The organism is Lysinibacillus sp. NPDC093197, from assembly GCF_044754025.1.
In the GTDB taxonomy this organism is placed as follows: Bacteria; Bacillota; Bacilli; order Bacillales_A; family Planococcaceae; genus Lysinibacillus.
In genome coordinates, this window is sequence record NZ_JBIVOH010000004.1 from 1 (window position 1) to 19,777 (window position 19,777).

At 37.2% G+C, this 19,777-nt stretch carries 16 protein-coding genes and 1 pseudogene; 6 read left to right on the forward strand and 11 right to left on the reverse strand.

Annotation, left to right across the window (positions count from 1 at the left end):
* Nucleotides 1-295: 295 nt before the first annotated feature.
* Nucleotides 296-1,195, reverse strand: a complete 900-nt coding sequence (locus ACIP9G_RS12365; protein WP_340822884.1) for a DMT family transporter — start codon at nt 1,193-1,195, stop codon at nt 296-298.
* Between the two features lie 132 nt (nt 1,196-1,327).
* On the opposite strand from ACIP9G_RS12365, the gene ACIP9G_RS12370 reads away from it, so the two are divergent.
* Together ACIP9G_RS12370 and ACIP9G_RS12375 are read left to right on the forward strand one after the other, a co-directional pair.
* Complete coding sequence (locus ACIP9G_RS12370) at nt 1,328-2,050, forward strand: MgtC/SapB family protein (protein ID WP_401019661.1); 723 nt, start codon at nt 1,328-1,330, stop codon at nt 2,048-2,050.
* Between the two features lie 15 nt (nt 2,051-2,065).
* On the forward strand, nt 2,066-3,058 hold the full coding sequence (locus ACIP9G_RS12375; protein WP_401019664.1) for a cation diffusion facilitator family transporter: 993 nt from the start codon (nt 2,066-2,068) through the stop codon (nt 3,056-3,058).
* Nucleotides 3,059-3,113: 55 nt separating this feature from the next.
* Here ACIP9G_RS12375 and ACIP9G_RS12380 read toward each other — a convergent pair whose 3' ends face one another.
* The 4 genes from ACIP9G_RS12380 to pruA form a co-directional block, all read right to left on the reverse strand.
* The gene (locus ACIP9G_RS12380; RefSeq protein ID WP_401019667.1) at nt 3,114-4,277 is read right to left on the reverse strand and encodes an iron-containing alcohol dehydrogenase; all 1,164 of its coding nucleotides are present in this window, start codon (nt 4,275-4,277) and stop codon (nt 3,114-3,116) included.
* 501 nt (nt 4,278-4,778) lie between these two features.
* On the reverse strand, nt 4,779-6,023 hold the full coding sequence (locus ACIP9G_RS12385; RefSeq protein ID WP_069509732.1) for a Glu/Leu/Phe/Val family dehydrogenase: 1,245 nt from the start codon (nt 6,021-6,023) through the stop codon (nt 4,779-4,781).
* 83 nt (nt 6,024-6,106) lie between these two features.
* Complete coding sequence (locus ACIP9G_RS12390) at nt 6,107-7,300, reverse strand: ornithine--oxo-acid transaminase (protein ID WP_340822876.1); 1,194 nt, start codon at nt 7,298-7,300, stop codon at nt 6,107-6,109.
* Between the two features lie 232 nt (nt 7,301-7,532).
* Nucleotides 7,533-9,077 (reverse strand): L-glutamate gamma-semialdehyde dehydrogenase, encoded by a 1,545-nt coding sequence (pruA, locus tag ACIP9G_RS12395; protein ID WP_401019671.1) that lies wholly within the window; start codon nt 9,075-9,077, stop codon nt 7,533-7,535.
* 148 nt (nt 9,078-9,225) lie between these two features.
* Here pruA and ACIP9G_RS12400 point away from each other — a divergent pair, with 148 nt between their 5' ends.
* Nucleotides 9,226-10,533: an AAA-type ATPase lid domain-containing protein gene (locus ACIP9G_RS12400; protein ID WP_340822874.1), complete on the forward strand. Its 1,308-nt coding sequence runs from the start codon at nt 9,226-9,228 to the stop codon at nt 10,531-10,533.
* 64 nt (nt 10,534-10,597) lie between these two features.
* Here the strand turns inward: ACIP9G_RS12400 and yugI are convergent, their stop codons facing one another.
* From yugI to ACIP9G_RS12415, 3 genes are all read right to left on the reverse strand, one after another.
* Complete coding sequence (gene yugI / locus ACIP9G_RS12405; protein WP_340822872.1) at nt 10,598-10,975, reverse strand: S1 domain-containing post-transcriptional regulator GSP13; 378 nt, start codon at nt 10,973-10,975, stop codon at nt 10,598-10,600.
* Between the two features lie 87 nt (nt 10,976-11,062).
* A complete protein-coding gene (locus tag ACIP9G_RS12410) occupies nt 11,063-12,718 on the reverse strand; it encodes a hypothetical protein (protein ID WP_401019673.1) in 1,656 nt (551 codons plus the stop codon).
* Nucleotides 12,711-13,259, reverse strand: coding sequence for an RNA polymerase sigma factor (locus ACIP9G_RS12415; protein ID WP_401019675.1), 549 nt, complete (start codon nt 13,257-13,259; stop codon nt 12,711-12,713). Before ACIP9G_RS12415 ends, ACIP9G_RS12410 begins: the two co-directional genes overlap by 8 nt.
* 285 nt (nt 13,260-13,544) lie before the next feature.
* On the opposite strand from ACIP9G_RS12415, the pseudogene ACIP9G_RS12420 reads away from it, so the two are divergent.
* Nucleotides 13,545-14,509 (forward strand): annotated as a pseudogene (locus ACIP9G_RS12420) (sodium-dependent transporter); the annotation flags it as partial.
* Between the two features lie 121 nt (nt 14,510-14,630).
* Here ACIP9G_RS12420 and ACIP9G_RS12425 read toward each other — a convergent pair.
* Nucleotides 14,631-14,891 (reverse strand): DUF1871 family protein, encoded by a 261-nt coding sequence (locus tag ACIP9G_RS12425; RefSeq protein WP_401012602.1) that lies wholly within the window; start codon nt 14,889-14,891, stop codon nt 14,631-14,633.
* Nucleotides 14,892-14,964: 73 nt separating this feature from the next.
* On the opposite strand from ACIP9G_RS12425, the gene ACIP9G_RS12430 reads away from it, so the two are divergent.
* On the forward strand, nt 14,965-16,137 hold the full coding sequence (locus tag ACIP9G_RS12430; protein ID WP_401019678.1) for a MalY/PatB family protein: 1,173 nt from the start codon (nt 14,965-14,967) through the stop codon (nt 16,135-16,137).
* A gap of 319 nt (nt 16,138-16,456) precedes the next feature.
* Here the strand turns inward: ACIP9G_RS12430 and ACIP9G_RS12435 are convergent, their stop codons facing one another.
* Both ACIP9G_RS12435 and ACIP9G_RS12440 read right to left on the reverse strand, forming a co-directional pair.
* Nucleotides 16,457-16,669, reverse strand: a complete 213-nt coding sequence (locus ACIP9G_RS12435; protein ID WP_401019681.1) for an OadG family protein — start codon at nt 16,667-16,669, stop codon at nt 16,457-16,459.
* A 24-nt stretch (nt 16,670-16,693) separates the two neighbouring features.
* Nucleotides 16,694-17,281 (reverse strand): peptidylprolyl isomerase, encoded by a 588-nt coding sequence (locus ACIP9G_RS12440; protein WP_340822860.1) that lies wholly within the window; start codon nt 17,279-17,281, stop codon nt 16,694-16,696.
* A gap of 347 nt (nt 17,282-17,628) precedes the next feature.
* On the opposite strand from ACIP9G_RS12440, the gene ACIP9G_RS12445 reads away from it, so the two are divergent.
* Nucleotides 17,629-19,479, forward strand: a complete 1,851-nt coding sequence (locus ACIP9G_RS12445) for a transglycosylase domain-containing protein (protein ID WP_401019683.1) — start codon at nt 17,629-17,631, stop codon at nt 19,477-19,479.
* Nucleotides 19,480-19,777 lie beyond the last annotated feature (298 nt).

The window sequence follows — 19,777 nt, forward strand, 5'->3', positions numbered from 1 at the left end:
AGCCAGGATCAAACTCTCCATAAAAGAAATTTGATTAGCTCAAATTGTTTTGCTGGCATCAATTTTGATGTCCAAAATTTTGTTTCGTTCACTAACGAAGTTAGCTAGTAAAAACTATATTGATTACGTTTTGCTTGTTCAGTTTTCAAGGTTCATTTTGTTATCGCTTGTTTTCAGCGACTTTATTAGTCTAACTTGTTTTCAACAAGAAGTCAACAACTTTTTTAAATTGTTATTTTCAAGCCGTCCTTCTTGTTAAGGACAAGTAATAATATATAATATTGCAATATAAAAATCAAGCTTTTTTCATAAAAAACTTTAAAATCTTTTTTTCGTCCACTACAAATAATAGAATCCCTACTATTACAACTAATCCACCGATGATTTGTGTTGCAATTAAATACTCTTTAAAAATAACAAGAGCTAAAACAGCCGCTCCAATTGGCTCGAATAGAATAGCAATTGATATAACATTCGTACTAACATATTTAATGGACCAATTAAATAAAGTATGGCCTAATAAATTTGGGACAATGGCTAATAAAATAAACCATATCCAATCCGTTGAAGAATAAGGACCGAATGATTCTCCTTTAATTAGTACATAGAAAAACAACGTAATCGTACTCACTACGTAAACTATCATTGTATATGTCACAAGTGACAGTCGTTTCCTTACATCCTGGCCAAATAAAAGATAGGTTGTAATAAGTGCACAAGCAATTAGTGCAAGCATATCTCCATAGAAAGCAGATCCACTTAGCTTAAAATCTCCCCAGCTAATTAATACACTTCCTACTATGGCAATTGCCCCTGCCAAAATGGTTTTTAAAGTAATAGCCTCTTTAAAGAAAAAGTATGTACCAACAAACGCAAAAAGCGGTTGAAGAGTCACTAGGACAGTTGAACTTGCAACAGATGTGTAATTTAGTGATTCAAACCACAAAATAAAATGAAATGCTAAAAATACCCCCGCAATTGAAGAGAAAAGCCAATCCCTATTAGATAGCTGCTTTAATTCTTTTGTATATTTCATGAAAAATAACGGTGCCATGATTATGACAGAAAACAACATACGATAAAAAGCAATAACACCCGACTCCGCATTAGCTAATTTTACAAAAATAGCTGATAAAGATACTGAAATAACGCCAATAAAAATTGGGATATACGGATGAATCTTTGGTTCATTCATTGAAATCGACCTCCAGAAAAAAAGCTTATACATCATAACTTCCATGATGTACAATACAAAAAAGTAATGTACATATAATAATGACAGCTTGCATATCTCTTAGCAATACGAAATATTAATGGAGGGGTGCGTTTGGAAACATTATTGGAGAATATGATTACATATGAAGTTGGCATAAAATTAGTGATTGCAGCCACATTAAGTTTAGTAATCGGAATTGAAAGGGAATTAAAAAAGAAACCTGTTGGATTAAAGACCAGTTTAGTTATTGCTACATTCAGCTGCTTACTTACAATTATCTCGATTGAGACCGCATACTCAACACCTCCGAGATCAGAAATTAATATATCAATGGATCCCCTTCGCCTCGCAGCTCAAATAGTAAGCGGCATCGGATTTCTTGGAGCAGGAGTCATTTTAAGACGCGGTAATGATAGCATTTCGGGTTTAACTACTGCCGCTATGATTTGGGGAGCTGCTGGTATCGGGATTGCTGTTGGTGCAGGCTTCTATATGGATGCTACAATGGCTGTTATTATTATTGTTTTCGGTATCGAAGTATTGTCTCCATTTCTTATGAAAATTGGACCAAAGAGAATTCGTATGCGAGAAGTATCGCTAAAAATTCAAATTGATGATGATGGTAATACAGAATCGTTCCTTCTATTTTTAAAAGACAACAATATTGTGATTGAAAACATTCGTATAAAAGACATTCCTTTAGGCAATAATCAAGTGTTACACGAATTAGATTTCCGTTTATCTTTAATTGTCTCTGATAACTTACTGTCGCTTTATCGTTCATTACGTACCTTACCTTACATTGAAAAAATTGAAATGGAAATTTTAAACTAGCTGGAGGATTCTCTAATGACAGAAATATTGAAACTACTCAAGGAAGGTAATAAGCCTTCATTAATGGCTGCATTTGTAAATGCATTTTTAGGGATTATAAAAGGCATTGCCTTCTTCTTCACAGGTAACGTCGCTATGTTTGCCGAAATGATGCATTCACTAGGAGACGCTGCAAACCAACTATTTGTATATGTTGGTTCAGCGCTATCCAAAAAAGCCCCTACGAAAAAATTCCCTGGAGGCTTTGGTCGAATTGTTAATCTAGTTTGCCTGTTTGCCGTTATTATTGTAGCTATCCTTTCTTACGAGACTATAAAAGAAGGCTGGCATCATTTTATGCATCCTTCAGGTGAATCAAAAGGAATGTTAATAGCACTTGGCGTGTTATTGGTCGGGGTTGTATTAGAAGGAACAGTTCTGGCAAAAGCGGCAGTGGAAGTACTTCACGAAGCAGGGCAAGAAAAAGCTGGTATGATGTCTATTCCCAAAGCATTTGGATTTTTGAATCGTGCAAAACCTGCGACAAAATTAGTCTTTATGGAAGATTTAGTAGCAACAGGTGGTAATGTTTTAGCCTTTGTCGCTATCTTAATTGCACATTTTACAGGTTGGACGAGAATTGAAGGACTTGTATCAATCATTATTGGCTGTATGATGTTTTATGTAGTTGGAAAAGTATTCTTAGATAATGCACGTGGCGTTATTGGTGAAACAGATGAAGAAATGCTCAATCATATTGCTCATCTTGTGATGGATGATCCTAACATTAAAGATATTGTACGCTTAGAGGTTGTAAAAGAAGGCGAATTTTTACACGTTGAATTAGTTGCTGAAGCTGATGCTAATTTATCACTTGCATTTCTAGATGATGTCCGTGATCATTTAACAGAAGTTATTTTAAGTCAAAAAGGTGTCTCCAAAGTAGCCATTTTATTTGATGAAGATGACGGAAAAGCAAACTGGGTACACGTCGGCGAGCGACCATCAACCGCCTATAACAAACAATAAATAATAGAAGAAAAGCCAATTGCCTACGCAGGCAATTGGCTTTTCTATCGTATACCTATAACGCGTTTTGTAAAATTGTACGAACATCATCTTCGTGTAGCTTATTAAAGTTACCAAAAGGTCCATTTTGCATTGCATGCTCAATGATTTGGTCAAATTTCGAATCATCAATATCATAATCAGCTAGACGGCTCGGTGCATCCAAGGAAGTCCAAAATGCAGATAAACGATCAATTCCTTCATAGGCAATTTCTTCTGCTGTTTTTCCTGTCGCATCAACACCGAAAACGCGAGTTGCTAAACCGGCAAAACGTTCTGGATTTACTGGCACATTTAGTCGCATCCAATGAGGCTGTAATATTGCTAAGCCACCAGCATGCGGAATATCGTAAATTGCTGATACAGCATGTTCGATATTATGTGATGCCCAATCTCCGCGAGAGCCGATTGATAGGAAACCATTTAAACCAATTGTCCCTGCTAGCAATATTGTTTCACGCAATGAAATATCCTCTAAATCTTTTAGTAATTTAGGTGCTGTCGTCATAACAGTTCGTAAAACACCTTCACACATTTCATCTGTCACCGGCGTATTCGTCGTGTTGTGGAAATATTGCTCGAAAACATGAGACATCATATCGACCATACCGTAAACTGTATGGTTTTTCGGTACTGACACTGTGTAAGCTGGATTTAAAATAGAAAATTTAGGGAACGTAGCAGGACTTCCCCAACCTAACTTTTCTTCAGTTGCCGCATTTGTAATAACAGAGCCTGAATTCATTTCAGAGCCTGTAGCAGCTAATGTTAAAACAGTTCCAAGTGGTAAGGCATCTTGAACTAATACTTTTCGTTTAACAATATCCCATGCGTCGCCATCATATTTAGCACCGGCAACAATTAATTTAGAACAGTCAATGACCGAGCCACCACCAACAGCAAGCACAAGATCAATGCCTTCTTTTTTACAAATATCAATGCCAATTCGCGCTGTTTCTACACGAGGATTAGGCTCTACGCCACTCAATTCAAATACCGTTTTATCCGCTTGTTGTAGCTTTTCAATAACAGCATTGTACACGCCGTTACTCTTTATACTTCCCCCACCATAGACTACTAGTACTTTGCTACCATATTGCTCTAACTCTTTCGGTAATTTTTCCAGTGCATCTTCACCAAAGTGTAATTTCACTGGGTTATAAAATGTAAATGAATCCATTGAATTCGCCCCTTTCTAGTTGGATTTTCTCATATCTACAATGAAGAAAGCAAAGATTTAAAACCTAAAAATGCAAAACATAGGAGAATACAAGAGTGTCAACTAATAGCATCAGGCATTTTCCCCTGCTACCTATTATTTAGTTGTTTGGTGAAGAGGACGAAGGGTGGGCGCCTAGCACTGGAGGGCGAGTGCCTGGCACTCAAACAATTCACCAGGCTAATCATGCATTTTATGACTATCCAAGTAAACATCCACGTAGACTTCTTTAGGAACAGCACAAGGTGTAAGACGCAATAAACCGCGCAACTGCGAGGATTGCGGCTTACATTTTGCCCAAAGAAAGCGTAGAGGATTTTTTACGTTTTAGGAGCCGACTACTACTACTTAGTGCCAGGCACTCAAACAATTAAGGTTGCCGCCCGGAGCATAAATCAACTGCAATCAATAAAAAAAAGACATCCCTAATTAGGAATGTCTTCTCATTTAAGTATCTATTGATTAAACCCAGCCACGGAAGCGAGATGCTTCTGCAGTACGGCGTACACCAACCATATATGCTGCTAAGCGCATATTGATATTACGTGTAGTCGCTGTTGTATATACATTATCAAATGCTTCAACCATTTTTTTGTAAAGGCGTTCTTCTACTTCTTCTTCTGTCCAATAATAACCTTGGTTATTTTGTACCCATTCAAAGTAAGAAACTGTAACACCACCAGCAGATGCTAATACGTCTGGTACAAGTAAAATGCCACGCTCTGTTAAAATTTTAGTCGCTTCTGCTGTTGTTGGACCATTTGCTGCTTCAACAACAATGTTTGCTTTAATATTATGCGCATTGTCTGCAGTAATTTGGTTTTCAATTGCAGCTGGAACTAAAATATCACAATCAAGCTCTAAAAGATCTTTATTTGAAATTGTGTTTTCAAATAATGTTGTTACTGTTCCGAAGCTATCACGACGATCTAATAAGTAGTCGATATCTAAACCTTCTGGATCATGAAGTGCACCATATGCATCAGAAATACCAATTACTTTAGCACCTAAATCATTCATGAATTTAGCTAAGAAACTACCTGCGTTACCAAAACCTTGGATTACAACGCGAGCGCCTTTAATGTCGATACCACGTTTTTTCGCAGCTTCTTCGATAACAATTGTTACACCTTGAGCAGTTGCACGGTCGCGACCTTGAGAACCGCCAAGAACAAGTGGCTTACCTGTGATGAAACCTGGAGAGTTGAATTCGTCCATACGACTATATTCATCCATCATCCATGCCATAATTTGTGCATTCGTAAATACGTCTGGAGCAGGAATATCTTTTGTTGGTCCAACAATTTGACTAACCGCACGAACATAACCACGGCTTAGACGTTCGATTTCACCCATAGACATTTGACGTGGGTCACAGATGACACCGCCCTTACCTCCGCCGTATGGTAGATCTACAATTCCACATTTCAATGTCATCCACATTGAAAGCGCTTTAACTTCCTCTTCGGAAACAGCTGGATGGAAACGTACTCCACCTTTAGTTGGTCCTACTGCATCATTATGTTGTGCACGGTAACCAGTAAATACTTTTGTAGTTCCATCATCCATTTTAACTGGAATGCGGACTTGCAGCATACGAAGCGGCTCTTTTAGTAGTTCATACATTGCTTCGTCATAGCCTAGTTTATTAAGAGCTTCTTGAATAACATCTTGAGTTGATGTGAACAGATTTAAGTTTTCAGACATTTTAAATCGCCTCTTTGTTTTTTTTAATGATTGTATATCGGCATCATTGTAACACACTTCTGAATTAAAATGTGAACATTTTGTTAAAGTTTAAATACTTTTTCAATTTGAGCAATAGACCAATCTAAATCTTCTTGAGAAATAACTAATGGTGGTGCAAAACGAATTACAGTATCATGTGTTTCTTTACATAATAAACCTAATTCTTTTAGTTTTTCACAATATGGACGTGCAGCTTCTGTTAGTTCCATACCGATGAATAAACCACGGCCACGAACGTCTTTAATCACTGGGTTGTTAATTTCACGTAATTTACCTTTGAAATATTCACCAAGTTGTTGTGAGCGCTCTGCTAATTTTTCATCTAATAATACTTTAATAGATGCGATAGAAACAGCACATGCTAAAGGATTTCCTCCGAAAGTTGAACCGTGAGAACCTGGATTGAAGACACCTAAAATTTCACGATTAGCAGCAACACAAGAAATTGGGAATACACCGCCACCTAATGCTTTACCTAAGATGTACATATCAGGCTCTACTTCTTCCCAATCACATGCAAACATTTTACCTGTACGAGCTAAACCAGCTTGAATTTCATCCGCAATGAATAAAACATTATTTTCACGGCATAATTCACGTGCAGCTTTTAAGAAGCCTTCTGGTGGAATAACAATACCCGCTTCACCTTGGATTGGCTCAATTAAAAATGCTGCTGTATTTGGAGTAATTGCAGCTTTTAATGCTTCTAAATTACCGTAATCAACAAGTTTAATATTTGGTAACATTGGTCCGAAACCGCGACGGTATTCTTCATCAGATGATAAAGATACAGCTAGCATCGTACGTCCATGGAAGTTTCCGTTACAAGCGATAAGCTCTGCTTTACCTTCTTCTACACCTTTTACATCATAAGCCCAACGACGAGCAGCTTTAAATGCAGTTTCTACTGCTTCTGCGCCTGTATTCATAGGTAAAACCATTTGTTTATTTGTTAATTTTCCTACTAGCTCATACCATTCACCTAAGTTTTCACTGTAAAATGCACGAGAAGTTAAAGTTACTTTATCAGCTTGTTCTTTTAATGCAGCAATAATTTTCGGATGGCGATGCCCCTGATTCACTGCAGAATATGCTGATAACATATCTAAGTATTTGTTTCCTTCTGGATCTTTAACCCAAACACCTTCAGCCTCTGCAATAACGATTGGCAGTGGATGATAGTTTGCAGCACCGTAATTTTGTGTTTGTTCAATAACTTGTTGTGATTTTGACATATAGCATTCTCTCCCTACTAACTAAAATGAAAATCTATAAAGATAGGACGGTTTATAAGATCTGATAAAAGAGCTCTTTAATAGAAACAAAACAAAAAATTGGTCACCTATTAATTAAGCCGCACACCTCGTAGGTTTTACTATCTACGTACGAGGCGTTGCTAGCTTTTTCTTCTTATTTAAACAGCCCATCTATGAACATGTGGTTTTGCGCCACACAAATCAGTAAAAATTAAAGCATTTCTGAAGTTGTTTTTGCTTGCATATGAAGTTGTAAGTAGTCAGGGCCACCAGCTTTTGAGTCAGTACCTGACATGTTGAAGCCACCAAATGGTTGGTAACCAACGATAGCACCTGTGCAACCACGGTTGAAGTATAAGTTACCAACATGGAAATCTTCACGAGCTTTTTCTAAGTTCATACGGTTGTTAGTAATAACCGCACCTGTTAAGCCGTATTCTGTGTCGTTTGCAATTTCGATTGCTTCATCGAAATCTTTTGCTTTCGCAATTGCTACAACTGGTCCGAAAATTTCTTCTTTCATAATACGAGCAGAACGATCTACGTCAGCGAATACTGTTGGATTGACGAAGTAACCAACTGAATCATCAGCCGTACCACCTGCTACAAGGCGACCTTCTCCTTTACCAATTTCAATGTATTCAGTAATTTTATTGAATGCTGCTTGGTCAATTACTGTAGCCATGAAGTTGCTGTTGTCAGCTGGGTCACCAACTGTTAACGCATTTGTAAGCTCAGCTACACGGTTAACAACTGTTTCGTAAACATCTTCTACGATAACGGCACGAGAACATGCAGAACATTTTTGACCTGAGAAGCCGAAAGCTGATTTTACGATTGATTGTGCCGCAAGCTCTAAATCTGCTTCTTTATCGACAACAATTGTATCTTTACCGCCCATTTCAGCGATAACACGTTTAATCCAAATTTGACCATCGTTATGTGTTGCTGCACGTTGGTTAATACGTAAGCCTACATCACGAGAACCTGTGAAGCTGATGAAGCGTGTTTTCGGATGATCAACTAAGTAATCTCCAACTTCTGCACCTGAACCTGGTACATAGTTCACTGCACCTGCAGGTAATCCCGCTTCTTCTAAAACTTCGATAAATTTATAAGCAACAACTGGTGTTGTTGAAGCTGGTTTTAATAATACTGTGTTCCCTGTTACTAAAGCTGCTACTGTAGTACCAGCCATAATAGCGAATGGGAAGTTCCATGGTGAAATTACAATACCAATACCTAATGGAATATAATCATAACGATTGTATTCGCCTGGTCGGCTTTCTACTGGTTGACCGTCTTTAATACGTAACATTTGGCGACCATAGTATTCAAGGAAGTCAATTGCTTCTGCTGTATCAGCATCTGCTTCATTCCAAGGCTTACCAGCTTCTTTTGTTAAAAGTGCTGAGAATTCATGTTTACGGCGACGGATAATTGCTGCTGCTTTGAATAGCACGTCAGCACGAATAGCTGGGTCTACTTTTTTCCAAGTTTTAAATGTTTCATCTGCTGCTTGCATAGCTTTTTCAGCTAATTCTCTGCTTGCTTTTGAAACGCGACCAATTACTTCTGTTTTCTTTGCTGGGTTATATGAAACAATTTTATCTTCTGTTGTAATACGTTCTCCACCAATAATTAGTGGATAGTCTTGACCTAAATAGCCTTCAACTTTATTTAATGCCTCTAAATAAGCTTTGTAGTTTGCCTCTTGAGAAAAATCTGTAAATGGTTCGTGTTTGTATGGAATCATACTATATCCTCCTTTTGTGAGCTGTAAAAATTTAGTGTGCAAAAAACATTGACGCAAATTTTTTTTGCGTATAAAATATTCTTACACTTATTATAATGCAAAATTTCGTTGCATATTTCAAGTAAAAAATTTTTGAGGTGCACATTTTATGAAAAATTCTGAACCCTTATTACCTTTTTATGAGTTTATTGCAACTAATGTATCCGTTGGTATACATGCGATTGACGTAACAGGTAAAACAATTATCTATAATTCAAAAATGAAAGAAATTGAAGGATTTCATTTTGACGAATTAGCAGATCGTTCAATTATTGAGTTGTTTTCCTTCCGTCAACATGAAAGTACTTTAATGCGGGTATTACAAACTGGCTTACAAGAAATGAATGTGAAACAAACCTATTGGAATAAAAATGGTCATGAAATTACAACGATTAACGATACATTTCCGCTTTTTAAAAACAATCAACTAATCGGTGCAATTGAATTTGCACGTGATATAACATCTTTAGAAAAACTAGTGTATCAACCTCTCCGTCGATATGGTGAGCCTTTAACATTTGATATGATTACCGCCGTTTCAGAGACGATGAAACAAGTTATCGTAAATGCTAAAAAAGCTGCCGCAGTAAAATTACCTATATTACTCATCGGGGAGTCTGGTACAGGAAAGGATTTAGTTGCAGAAAGTATTCATCATGCTGCTTCAGCTGATACTGAAGCTTTTGTTACACTATTTAGTCGACGTTCAGCGAAATCAGTGCTAGATAAAATGCAAGAGCTTTTACAGGATGACAAAGCATATACATTTTTCTTTGAACGGATTGATTTTTTAAGCCTTCATGTTCAGGAGCAATTACTGGAATTATTACAGTCGCTCCCACAATCAAAATATATGCTGATAGGCAGTGTCGGCAGTGATCCGATTACACTTATAGCGGAGAAAAAGCTTTTAAAATCTTTGTATTATTTCTTTGCAACAATGTCCATCACTATTCCAAATTTAACAGACCGAAAAGAAGATATTTTACCGTTTGTTGATGATTATTTTAGTCGCCATCGTGAGCGATTTGCATCAAACGTAACAGAACTAGCACCTGATGTCCAAGCATTATTCTTACAATATGACTGGCCAGGAAATCTGAAAGAGCTCGAACTTTTACTTGATGAAATCGTGTCATTTATGACAACTGAATCAACTGTTACGTTCGATTTACTCCCTGTTCATTTTCGATTTAAGGTGCAGAGCCAAGATACTTCTGAGCGCGAACCTGAATTTTTTATGTTCCAACAGCAAAATGATGTCATGCCTCTCGATGCTTATTTACGGGAAGCCGAATCCTATTATGTGCAAAATGTCTTAAATCTATATGAGGGTAATATAACAAAGGCTGCTGGTGCGCTTGGCATGAGCCGCCAAAACTTGCAGTATCGCATACGGAAGATGAAAAAGGACTAATCTTAATTATGAAAATGTTTATAAAAAAAACGAGGATGCCTTCACATGGAAGCATCCTCGTTTTTTAATGTCCTGACTGTTCGATCCAGTCCTGTAGTTTATCTTTTAGGGAATTAAAGCCGTTTGCATCGGATTCATCTACACGATCCTGTAGAGATTTCCGTGGTGGCGCATCTTTTTTTCTTATTGCTGCTGGGCGCTCTTGTAAGGCACGGATCGATAAACTAATTTTTTCGGCCGCTTCATCGATTTCAAGTACCTTCACTTCAACCTCTTGCCCTACTGATAAAAACTCACTGACGTCTTTTACAAAGCCGTACGTAATTTCAGAAATATGCACGAGCCCTTGTGTATCGTCATCAAGTGCTACAAACGCACCGTACGGTTGAATACCTGTAACTTTTCCGGTCAATACGTCTCCTAATTCATATTTTTTTGCCATAACCTTTGCCCACTTTCTATATGTTTGCTCGTATATATCACGTTAAATTATAACATACGTCAATATCTGGAGCAAAAAATCGTCCCACTAATCAATGATCTCTGTTATACGATAATACCCTTCCTCTTGCTTCGAAAACTTTATTAGGAATTGCCTTCCGTACATATCCTGTTCACTGATTGCAACGCGAGCAGCTACAATTGGATAAATCCCATCGTATTCACCTAGCTGACTAAATATTTCTATATTTTTCATTGTTTGTAACATCAAACTTATATCCAATTCGGAATCTGGCATTAATAAAGTTTTTTGCAAAGACTCATCACCAATGGATATGGTATATAAATAAAGCGCAGCAATATTTATTGGGCGAAGTTGGTTTAATATAGCTATATCGTTATGTTTTTTATATTGCTCATATATTCCTTTAATTTGCTCTATACGAGAGTCATTCATGTCAACAATATTAAAATCACTATCGTTGATATAACCTGCTGTTTCTTCCCGTGTCTGTAAAAGTATTGTCCATATATCATAAGCAGTAAGTTGCGCTAATGTTTCAGAATGATTATTTTGCTGTAATTCCTTAAAGATATTGGCAGCTTTCTTTTTCATAACCTCACCATACTTACCCTTGGCTACTTCCTGTAAAAATGTTATATATTCCTTATCAGGTTGCCCATCTTCCGCTAAGACAGGATATTTTTTAGTACCTAGCAATAATGCCACCCACGTGTTTTTAAAGGTTTCTAGTAATAGTTTGTAATTGGGAGAACCGGCATTGACATCTGCAAGTAACGAACGTTCCATTATTTTAAGCGAATTTGCTGTTTCTTCTCGTGAATAGCGTAAATCGTCGACTAATAATAAATAACCCGTTTTTAAGTATTCGAAATACCCAAAAACATCCGGATGTAATTGATTTATATAAGCTGGCGCAAACTCCCCTTCTACTGGATTCGCTTTAAAATAAAACGAGCCATTTTCATCCTTTTTCAGCTCCATATATTGATTATTTGCCGCTTCAATAATAGCTTTTAAATCAGATGGATATTGCTTTTTATCCGCATTCTTCAGTAGTGGTTCAAACGGTTCAAGTAGCTTGCTATAAAAATTTTCCAACTCTTCTACAGCAATAACGTATTGGTTATAAACCTCATACGATTCATCAAAAGTTAAATTGTTATATGTTTTTATCGTCTCTATAGCCCTTTTAGGAGTCATTAAATTACTTAACACATATTCTTCCATATTTTCAACATAACTTTCATCAGTTAATAACAAATGTAAATTATTTTTTAAATAAAAATCTAACATTGTATCTGCCGTTTGAATAAACTCAAATGTTTGCAGTTCATCTTTCGAAACTTTTAATTCTCTTCTAATATCCTCTTTTCGACTTTTATATTTTTTCATTAAATAGTCGGCTACCTCTTCTTCTTCTGCCTTTTTTAAAAGTTCATTTTGTGGGACTTCAGTTTGGTTATTTTCTTGCTGTTTCATTGTATAGAGCGTCACTAAAAAACCAACTAGTAATACGCTTGCAATACTCGCTAGCCACACTGCTGGCTTTTGCCATTTTGGGAAGGGTTTCTTTTGTGTGGCAATCGTTTGCTTTGCGAGTGCTTCTTTTTCTTCTTCTTCAATTTGCTTCAAAACATCTGCTGGATTTAATTTTTGTTCCATTCGGTCGTATGATTTTTTTAATAATGCCATGCGTTTGTCAAATTGTTTGTCATCCATTTTCAACACTCCCATCCTGTGTCAAAGAGACTTTGAGCTTTTCCTTTGCGCATAAAATTCGCACTTTGACCGCCGACAATGAAATACCAAGTACTTCTGCAATTTCCTCATATTTCAACTCATGAAAGTAAAACAATACAAGTGGATAGCGATATTTTTCATCCAATGCTTGAATGTTATTGTGCAATAATCGATCTTCTTCAAAATTTAATACGTGCTTTTCCGCCGAGGGACTATAATTTTGTGGCTGTACATTTAACAGCTCCTCTTTCGCCTGCTCCCGTTGCTCCCGACGATAATAATCACGCGTAGCATTGAGCGTGACTTTATAAAGCCATGTAGTAAAACGATCCTGCTTGAATTGATGTAAAAAGCGGTACAGCTTAACAAAAACTTCTTGTGCAACATCCGCCAAATCACTACTATGTACGCCACATTGAAAGGCAAATTTTTCTACTGTTCGCTGATGGATGCGAATTAGTTCGATATAGGCTTCTTTATCACCTTGTTGTGCTCGTTCGATTAATTCGGACTCATTCACTCGTTATCCCTCCTTTTATATGTAACGACCTATTTCCCCTAATTGTTACAATTAACTGAATTGGTGATAGCGCATAGTTTTGTGCTAATAAAACCAATAGAACCGGTCTTCTGCGCTGTTAAGCTAACACTTTAGCACGTAAGTTTTTAATCCCATTTAGAAGTAGCTAGAAAAAAAGTATTTATAATCAATTTTCAGAAATTTGACTTGTGTTATGACGTTTTTACGGTAAAATATAACTTTAGTATAAGGAGGCTTTATTTTCGTGTCATCTAGAGATCAATTCCATATATGGCGGGAACGATTGGTGGAAGTGTATTTATTTTATGTACATTTTTCATCGGCTTACCGGTGTTAATTGCAGATTTTATGATTGACCGTCATGGGCAAAAGGATGCTGTTACATCGTTCAAAGAACAAGCGCCAGGAAAATCATGGTTTTTAATAGGATGGGGCGGCATAATTATTGCTTGTTTAATACTGTCCTTCTATAGTGTAGTTGGCGGTTGGATATTAAGTTCTTTAGGGCGTTCATTGACTTTTCAATTATCAAGTAATGGTAGTGAAGGCAATTACGCTGATTTATTTAGCAATATCATCTCTAGTCCAATTGAAGCTATTCTTGTACAAGGACTATTTTTACTTTTAACAGTTGCTATCGTATCGGGAGGCATTAAAGGTGGGATTGAAAAGGCTAGTACGTGGATGATGCCACTATTATTCATTTTCTTCATTGTGTTAGTTATCCGTTCCTTAACACTTGATGGTGCAATGGACGGCGTAAATGCTAAAACATTTTTAAAAGCACTTGGACAAGCATTCTTCTCTCTAAGTGTCGGTATTGCCGTTATGATTACGTACGCATCATATCTCCCGAAAACCGAAAAGATTGGTAATTCAGCTATCAATGTAGCCTCTATAATAGTATTATTTCGCTACTTGCAGGTTTAGTTATTTTCCGAGCCGTGTTCGTACTAGGCTATACACCTAACCAAGGCCAAAGCTTGTTTTTATTATTTTGCCTGCCGTTTTCGAACAATGGCCACTCGGTGGTCTATTCCTGAAAATTTTCTTTAATTGGTGCATTACTGATTTCTATTTTTGCAGGCTATTACTATACAAAAGATATTTCCCGAAAAGAGCTTGCTTCCTCAAGTCTTATGTTTAATATTTGGTACTTATTAATTCGCTACGTATCACCAATTGCGATTTTCCTTATTTTTATTCAAGGGATTTTACCATTGTTTTAATAAGAAAATGAGGCTGTCTAAGTATTGAAGACAACCTCACTTTTATAAGGAAAGAGAGCTTACGGCATGCATACATGCTCGCCCCATACGCCCTTTCCAATAGAAAAACATTATATGTCGTTTAAATAATGCATTTTGCTTCAAACTTAATGGCAATTAGTTTGTATGAAATGGCAACACAATCTTCAATTGGAATCCATTGCTCAAACGAGTGCTCGTAAGTTTCTTGAATGACCTTTGCAAGAGCCGATGGGTCATCAATACCTTGTAATGCTGCAACAACATCTGCTGTTTCTGTATCATAATTCTCAGCACCGATGTGGAAAGGGTCCCACTCCGCTAGCAGATGTACGGCTGCTCGATTCATTTTTATATTTTCCAAAATACTCACCTATTATCCTTTAATCTTAATAGGTATGATACCATAGTAAAAAAAAAAGAAAAGAGTGATTTGCTTGTCTATTTTCGATCAAACTTTAAAACGTCGCTATACTAACTCAGTAAAATGGGACGCAATGGAGAAAATTTATGGCCTAAACGATACTACAGAAATATTACCAATGTGGATAGCAGACATGGACTTTGCCCCACCATCAGCTGTTTCAAAGGCACTACAAAAACATGCTGAGGGTGCCATCTTCGGTTATGGCTTTGTATGCGAGGAAGTAAAACAGTCGATAGTGGACTGGCAATATAATCGTTATAATTGGCACATTGAAAAAGATTCCATTTCTTTTAGCCATGGCGTCGTGTCAGCATTAGCAAATATTTTAACAGCAATGACAAATTTAGGAGATAAGGTACTTATTTCAACACCTGTCTATCCGCCATTTTTTAATATCCCAAAAAGTAATGGTCGTGAAGTGATAACTTGTCCGTTAGTAGAACAAGACGGGACATTTGTCTATGATTTTGAGGCATTCGAACAAGCACTTGCCCAAGACATAAAAGCTTACATATTGTGTAACCCTCATAATCCAGGTGGTTATGTATGGGACGAAGCCACACTAAAAGAGATTATTCGTCTTTGTGCTAAGTATGATGTTCTAATTATTTCAGATGAAATCCACGCAGATTTAATGTTAGATGGTGCTAAGCATACGCCGCTTGCAAAAATTGCAGGCGATGAAATCGATCGTGTAATTACGTGTATGGCACCGACAAAAACATTCAATCTTGCAGGTATTCAAGTCTCATATATCATTGCCACTGATAAGAAAAAACGCCTTCAATTAGAGGCTGTCAATATGGCCAGTGGTCAAGGCTCATTAAACAGCTTTGCCCCTATTGCACTGCAAGCAGCTTACACTGAAGGTTTACCATGGCTAGAAGAATTACTTCTTTATATTTCTAATAACATGGATTATGTCATTACAGAGTTAACGCAATTGCCTGGCATACACATTGCTAAGCCTCAAGGCACATACTTACTGTGGATAGATTGTCGTCAATTAGAAATGGATGAAAAAGAGTTAATGAAGCAATTGCTTGAAGTTGGGAAACTTGCATTAGAGCCTGGTTCAAAATATGGCGAAGAAGGCCGTGGCTTCCTACGTATGAACGTGGCCTGCTCATTTGATACTGTAAAAGATGCAGTTGCCCGCTTTAAGCTAGCATTGTCATTGTAAGTGCCTGGCACTCAAACAATTCTGAATTTTTAACAAAGCAAAAATCCACGTAGACTCCTGCGGGAACGCACGCAAAGTAAGACGCAACAAACCGCGCGCCCGCGAGGTTTGTGGCTTACACTGTGCCCGAGGAAAGCGCGTGGTTTTTTGCGCTATAAAAATGGATTTTTCCTATTCGTTACACTAGTGCTAGTTACTCAAGTCTTCACTTTGCATACAGGAATGTTTTATGTATTAATCTAAAAAAAAACTATAGACAAACCGAAAATTATTCGAGTTTGCCTATAGTCTGAGGCACTCTTACACAGAGTACCTTTACTTATACATTTTGTTGATTATTTGTGCTATTTCGTTCAGCTAAAATACGTGTTTCGATTTCCTTAGATTTTAATTCCTGCTTTTTAGAGATTTTACGGAAAATCATAAATACACCTATACATAAAATAAGCATGATTAAAAATTCAAATACTGCTGGAATATAAGCTGTTTTATCTTCAGGGAAATATAAAAATTGATACATTAAATGTTCCATATTTTCTACACGTCCTTACAATTATTATTCAAAAACTGTAATTGACTCAATTTTAACATCTTCAAGCGGTTTATCGCGGTTATCTTTTGCTACATCAGCAATTTTATCAACGATATCCATACCCTCTACAACATGACCAAATACAGAGTGTTTATGGTCTAACCATGGTGTACCACCGTTTTGTGCATATGCTTCAATAATTTCTTCTGGGAAACCAGCACCTTGAAGTTGGCGTAGCATATCACTTGGAAGGTGTTTCATTTGTACGATAAAGAATTGAGAACCGTTTGTGTTTGGACCAGCGTTTGCCATTGAAAGTGCACCACGTAGGTTAAATAATTCATCAGAAAACTCATCTTCAAATGAGTTACCCCAAATTGACTCACCGCCCATACCAGTACCAGTTGGGTCACCGCCTTGAATCATGAAATCTTGAATAACGCGGTGGAAAATGATTCCATCGTAATAACCTGATTTTGCATGCCCTAAGAAATTTTCAACTGTTTTTGGTGCTTGTTTTGGAAATAATTTAATTTTTAGCGCACCTAAAGTCGTTTTCATTTCTACTAGTACTTCGCCTTCTTGTACTTCTGTTGTTAATTGTGGAAACATTGGAGTCTCTCCTTTAAATGTAAAATTTCAGTTTCAATGAAAATGATCATCCTAGATCATTCCTGACCTCATATTAGTCTAACATACTTCCTAGCCGTTTTCTCCACCTAAGTATTGACGAATTTTGTAATTTTACAATCGTTCAGCCAATTATATTTTTGAAAACGGGGAAACTTCTGTTTGATACCTATGGTAGTATAACCCAAAATGATGATGGAAGAAACGGGCTATCTTTGCTATTTCTTTTTATAGTTTCGTAATGTGTAAATAGGTCTCAACGAGTATTTGGAATACATCCAAAATATGCTATTCTGTTGAAAGACTTATTTTCAAAGTTGGAGGCATTTATGAAAAAAGTTTTTGGTTTTATTATTATTACTCTATGTTTACCTACCATTTGGTGGATCGGTACGAATATACGATCAGAGTTAAATGCAGCCCAAGCCCACGAACAACAAATCGAGGAAACGATTGATGTACCTGAAGTACAGGTTCAGCTTCCCGTCACATTAATAGATCAAGATGGTCAAACCTTTAGCGAAGAATATGTCGAATGGAGGCAGCCTTTAACACTGCAAGAAATTCCACAAATTGCCCAGGAAATTTTTATTGCTAGTGAGGATGCCGACTTTTATGATCATATCGGCTTCGATCTTAGTGCCATTATTCGTGCTGTTGTCGCGAACTCTAATGCCAATGCTACTTCGCAAGGAGGCAGTACCATTACCCAACAGCTTGTTCGAATGCGCTATTTATCTGACGAAAAAACGTACGAACGAAAATTGACGGAATTATTTTATGCCTACGAGCTTGAAAAAAAATACGATAAAGATGCTATTTTAACTATGTATTTAAATGAATCTTATTTTAGCAATCAAGTATATGGTATAGGAAGTGCAGCGAGCTATTATTTCCAAAAATCTATTCAAGATTTATCAATTGCTGAGATAGCTTTTATTTCTGCTATTCCAAACAATCCATCACTTTATAATCCTTTAAAAAATTTTGATGAAACAAAGGCAAGACAGGAACGGCTACTCGATACACTAGCTGCTAGTGGTGCTATTACAAAGGAAGATGCAGCTTCTTATAAAGCAGCACCAGTCATATTAAATGTGAAAAATAAGATGCAAAGCTACCCCATGTATAGCACTTATGTTCTGCAAGAGCTACGCTGGCTTGTAGCTGAGAAAGAAGGCTATACGGATCGACTTCAAAATACGCAAAGTGATGAAGAAAAAAAGTTGATTCAAGCACAACTAGACAATCGTCTCAATACTTTGTTCCAAAATGGTTTAACCATTTATACGGCTCTTGACCCAACTAAACAAAATCATGATGAAGAGCAAATGACGGCTATACTAGGAACTGGCCAATTGCAAGCAGCGGGAGCTGTAATTAATAACACCTCTCGTGAAATCATCAGTCTATATGCCGGTAAAAATTACGAGAAATTTGATTATCATCGGGCTTTTCAAGGACCAAGACAGCCAGGTTCAGCATTTAAGCCACTTGCTGTCTATGCACCTTTTTTTGAAACGACAACAAATACACCAGATTCCATCGTGAATGGTGGTAGTTATTGTGTCGGTTCTTTTTGCCCTCAAAACTATGGGGGATATAAATATGGGGATGTGACTATTCGAACAGCATTCCGTAATAGTTATAATACTTCTGCTCTTCGCCTTTTTAATGCTGTTGGTGTCGAGACGGCATTTAGTTACCTTGATCGCTTCCATTTCCGCTCCATCGTGGCAAAGGATCATACATATGCCGCATCATTGGGTGGATTAACATATGGTGTTACAGCTCTGGAGTTAGCAGATGCCTACACAAGCTTTATTGACGGCTCATATGTCCTTGCACATAGTATTCGTAAGGTGACAGCCAATGACGGCACTGTACTATTTAGCTGGGATACGGAACGTGATCAAATATGGTCACCCAAAACGGTAAAATATATGCGAGAGTTACTTACAGAAGTTGTAACAAATGGTACAGGGCAAGGTGTTTATAATAATAGTAACTATGTTGGCGCTAAAACAGGTACGACAAATGATTACCGCGATTATTGGCTAGCCGGTTTAAATGATCAGTATACAGCTGCTGTTTGGCTTGGCTATGATAAACCTCAACCGATGGAAAAACTAGAAGCGTATAAAATTCATCACAAGCTATTTAATATTTTACTAGAGTAAAGTTTCCTAGCAAATAACGACTTATTATAGCGTAGCACAATGGAATCTTCTAAAACGTAAAAACCCACTTGCTTTCCGCGGGCACTCCGTAAGCCGCAACCCTCGCTGTCGCGCGGTTTGTTGCGTCTTACTTTACGTGCGTTCCCGCAGGAGTCTACGTGGGTTTTTACTTAGTTATTAAAAATACATTACTGGCAGTATTCAGAATTGTTTGAGTGACTGGCACTTATCAAGGACACCTAGCACACTGTACTCTTCTAAAATGTAAAAACCCACTTGCTTTCCGCGGGCACACTGT

Coding starts and splice junctions, on each gene's coding strand:
- ACIP9G_RS12445 (WP_401019683.1), top strand. CDS start 17,629: ATGAAAAAAGTTTTTGGTTTTATTATTATTACTCTATGTTTACCTACC.
- ACIP9G_RS12410 (WP_401019673.1), bottom strand. CDS start 12,718: ATGGATGACAAACAATTTGACAAACGCATGGCATTATTAAAAAAATCA.
- ACIP9G_RS12390 (WP_340822876.1), bottom strand. CDS start 7,300: ATGTCAAAATCACAACAAGTTATTGAACAAACACAAAATTACGGTGCT.
- ACIP9G_RS12375 (WP_401019664.1), top strand. CDS start 2,066: ATGACAGAAATATTGAAACTACTCAAGGAAGGTAATAAGCCTTCATTA.
- ACIP9G_RS12385 (WP_069509732.1), bottom strand. CDS start 6,023: ATGTCTGAAAACTTAAATCTGTTCACATCAACTCAAGATGTTATTCAA.
- pruA (WP_401019671.1), bottom strand. CDS start 9,077: ATGATTCCATACAAACACGAACCATTTACAGATTTTTCTCAAGAGGCA.
- yugI (WP_340822872.1), bottom strand. CDS start 10,975: ATGGCAAAAAAATATGAATTAGGAGACGTATTGACCGGAAAAGTTACA.
- ACIP9G_RS12440 (WP_340822860.1), bottom strand. CDS start 17,281: ATGTTTCCACAATTAACAACAGAAGTACAAGAAGGCGAAGTACTAGTA.
- ACIP9G_RS12400 (WP_340822874.1), top strand. CDS start 9,226: ATGAAAAATTCTGAACCCTTATTACCTTTTTATGAGTTTATTGCAACT.
- ACIP9G_RS12365 (WP_340822884.1), bottom strand. CDS start 1,195: ATGAATGAACCAAAGATTCATCCGTATATCCCAATTTTTATTGGCGTT.
- ACIP9G_RS12435 (WP_401019681.1), bottom strand. CDS start 16,669: ATGGAACATTTAATGTATCAATTTTTATATTTCCCTGAAGATAAAACA.
- ACIP9G_RS12380 (WP_401019667.1), bottom strand. CDS start 4,277: ATGGATTCATTTACATTTTATAACCCAGTGAAATTACACTTTGGTGAA.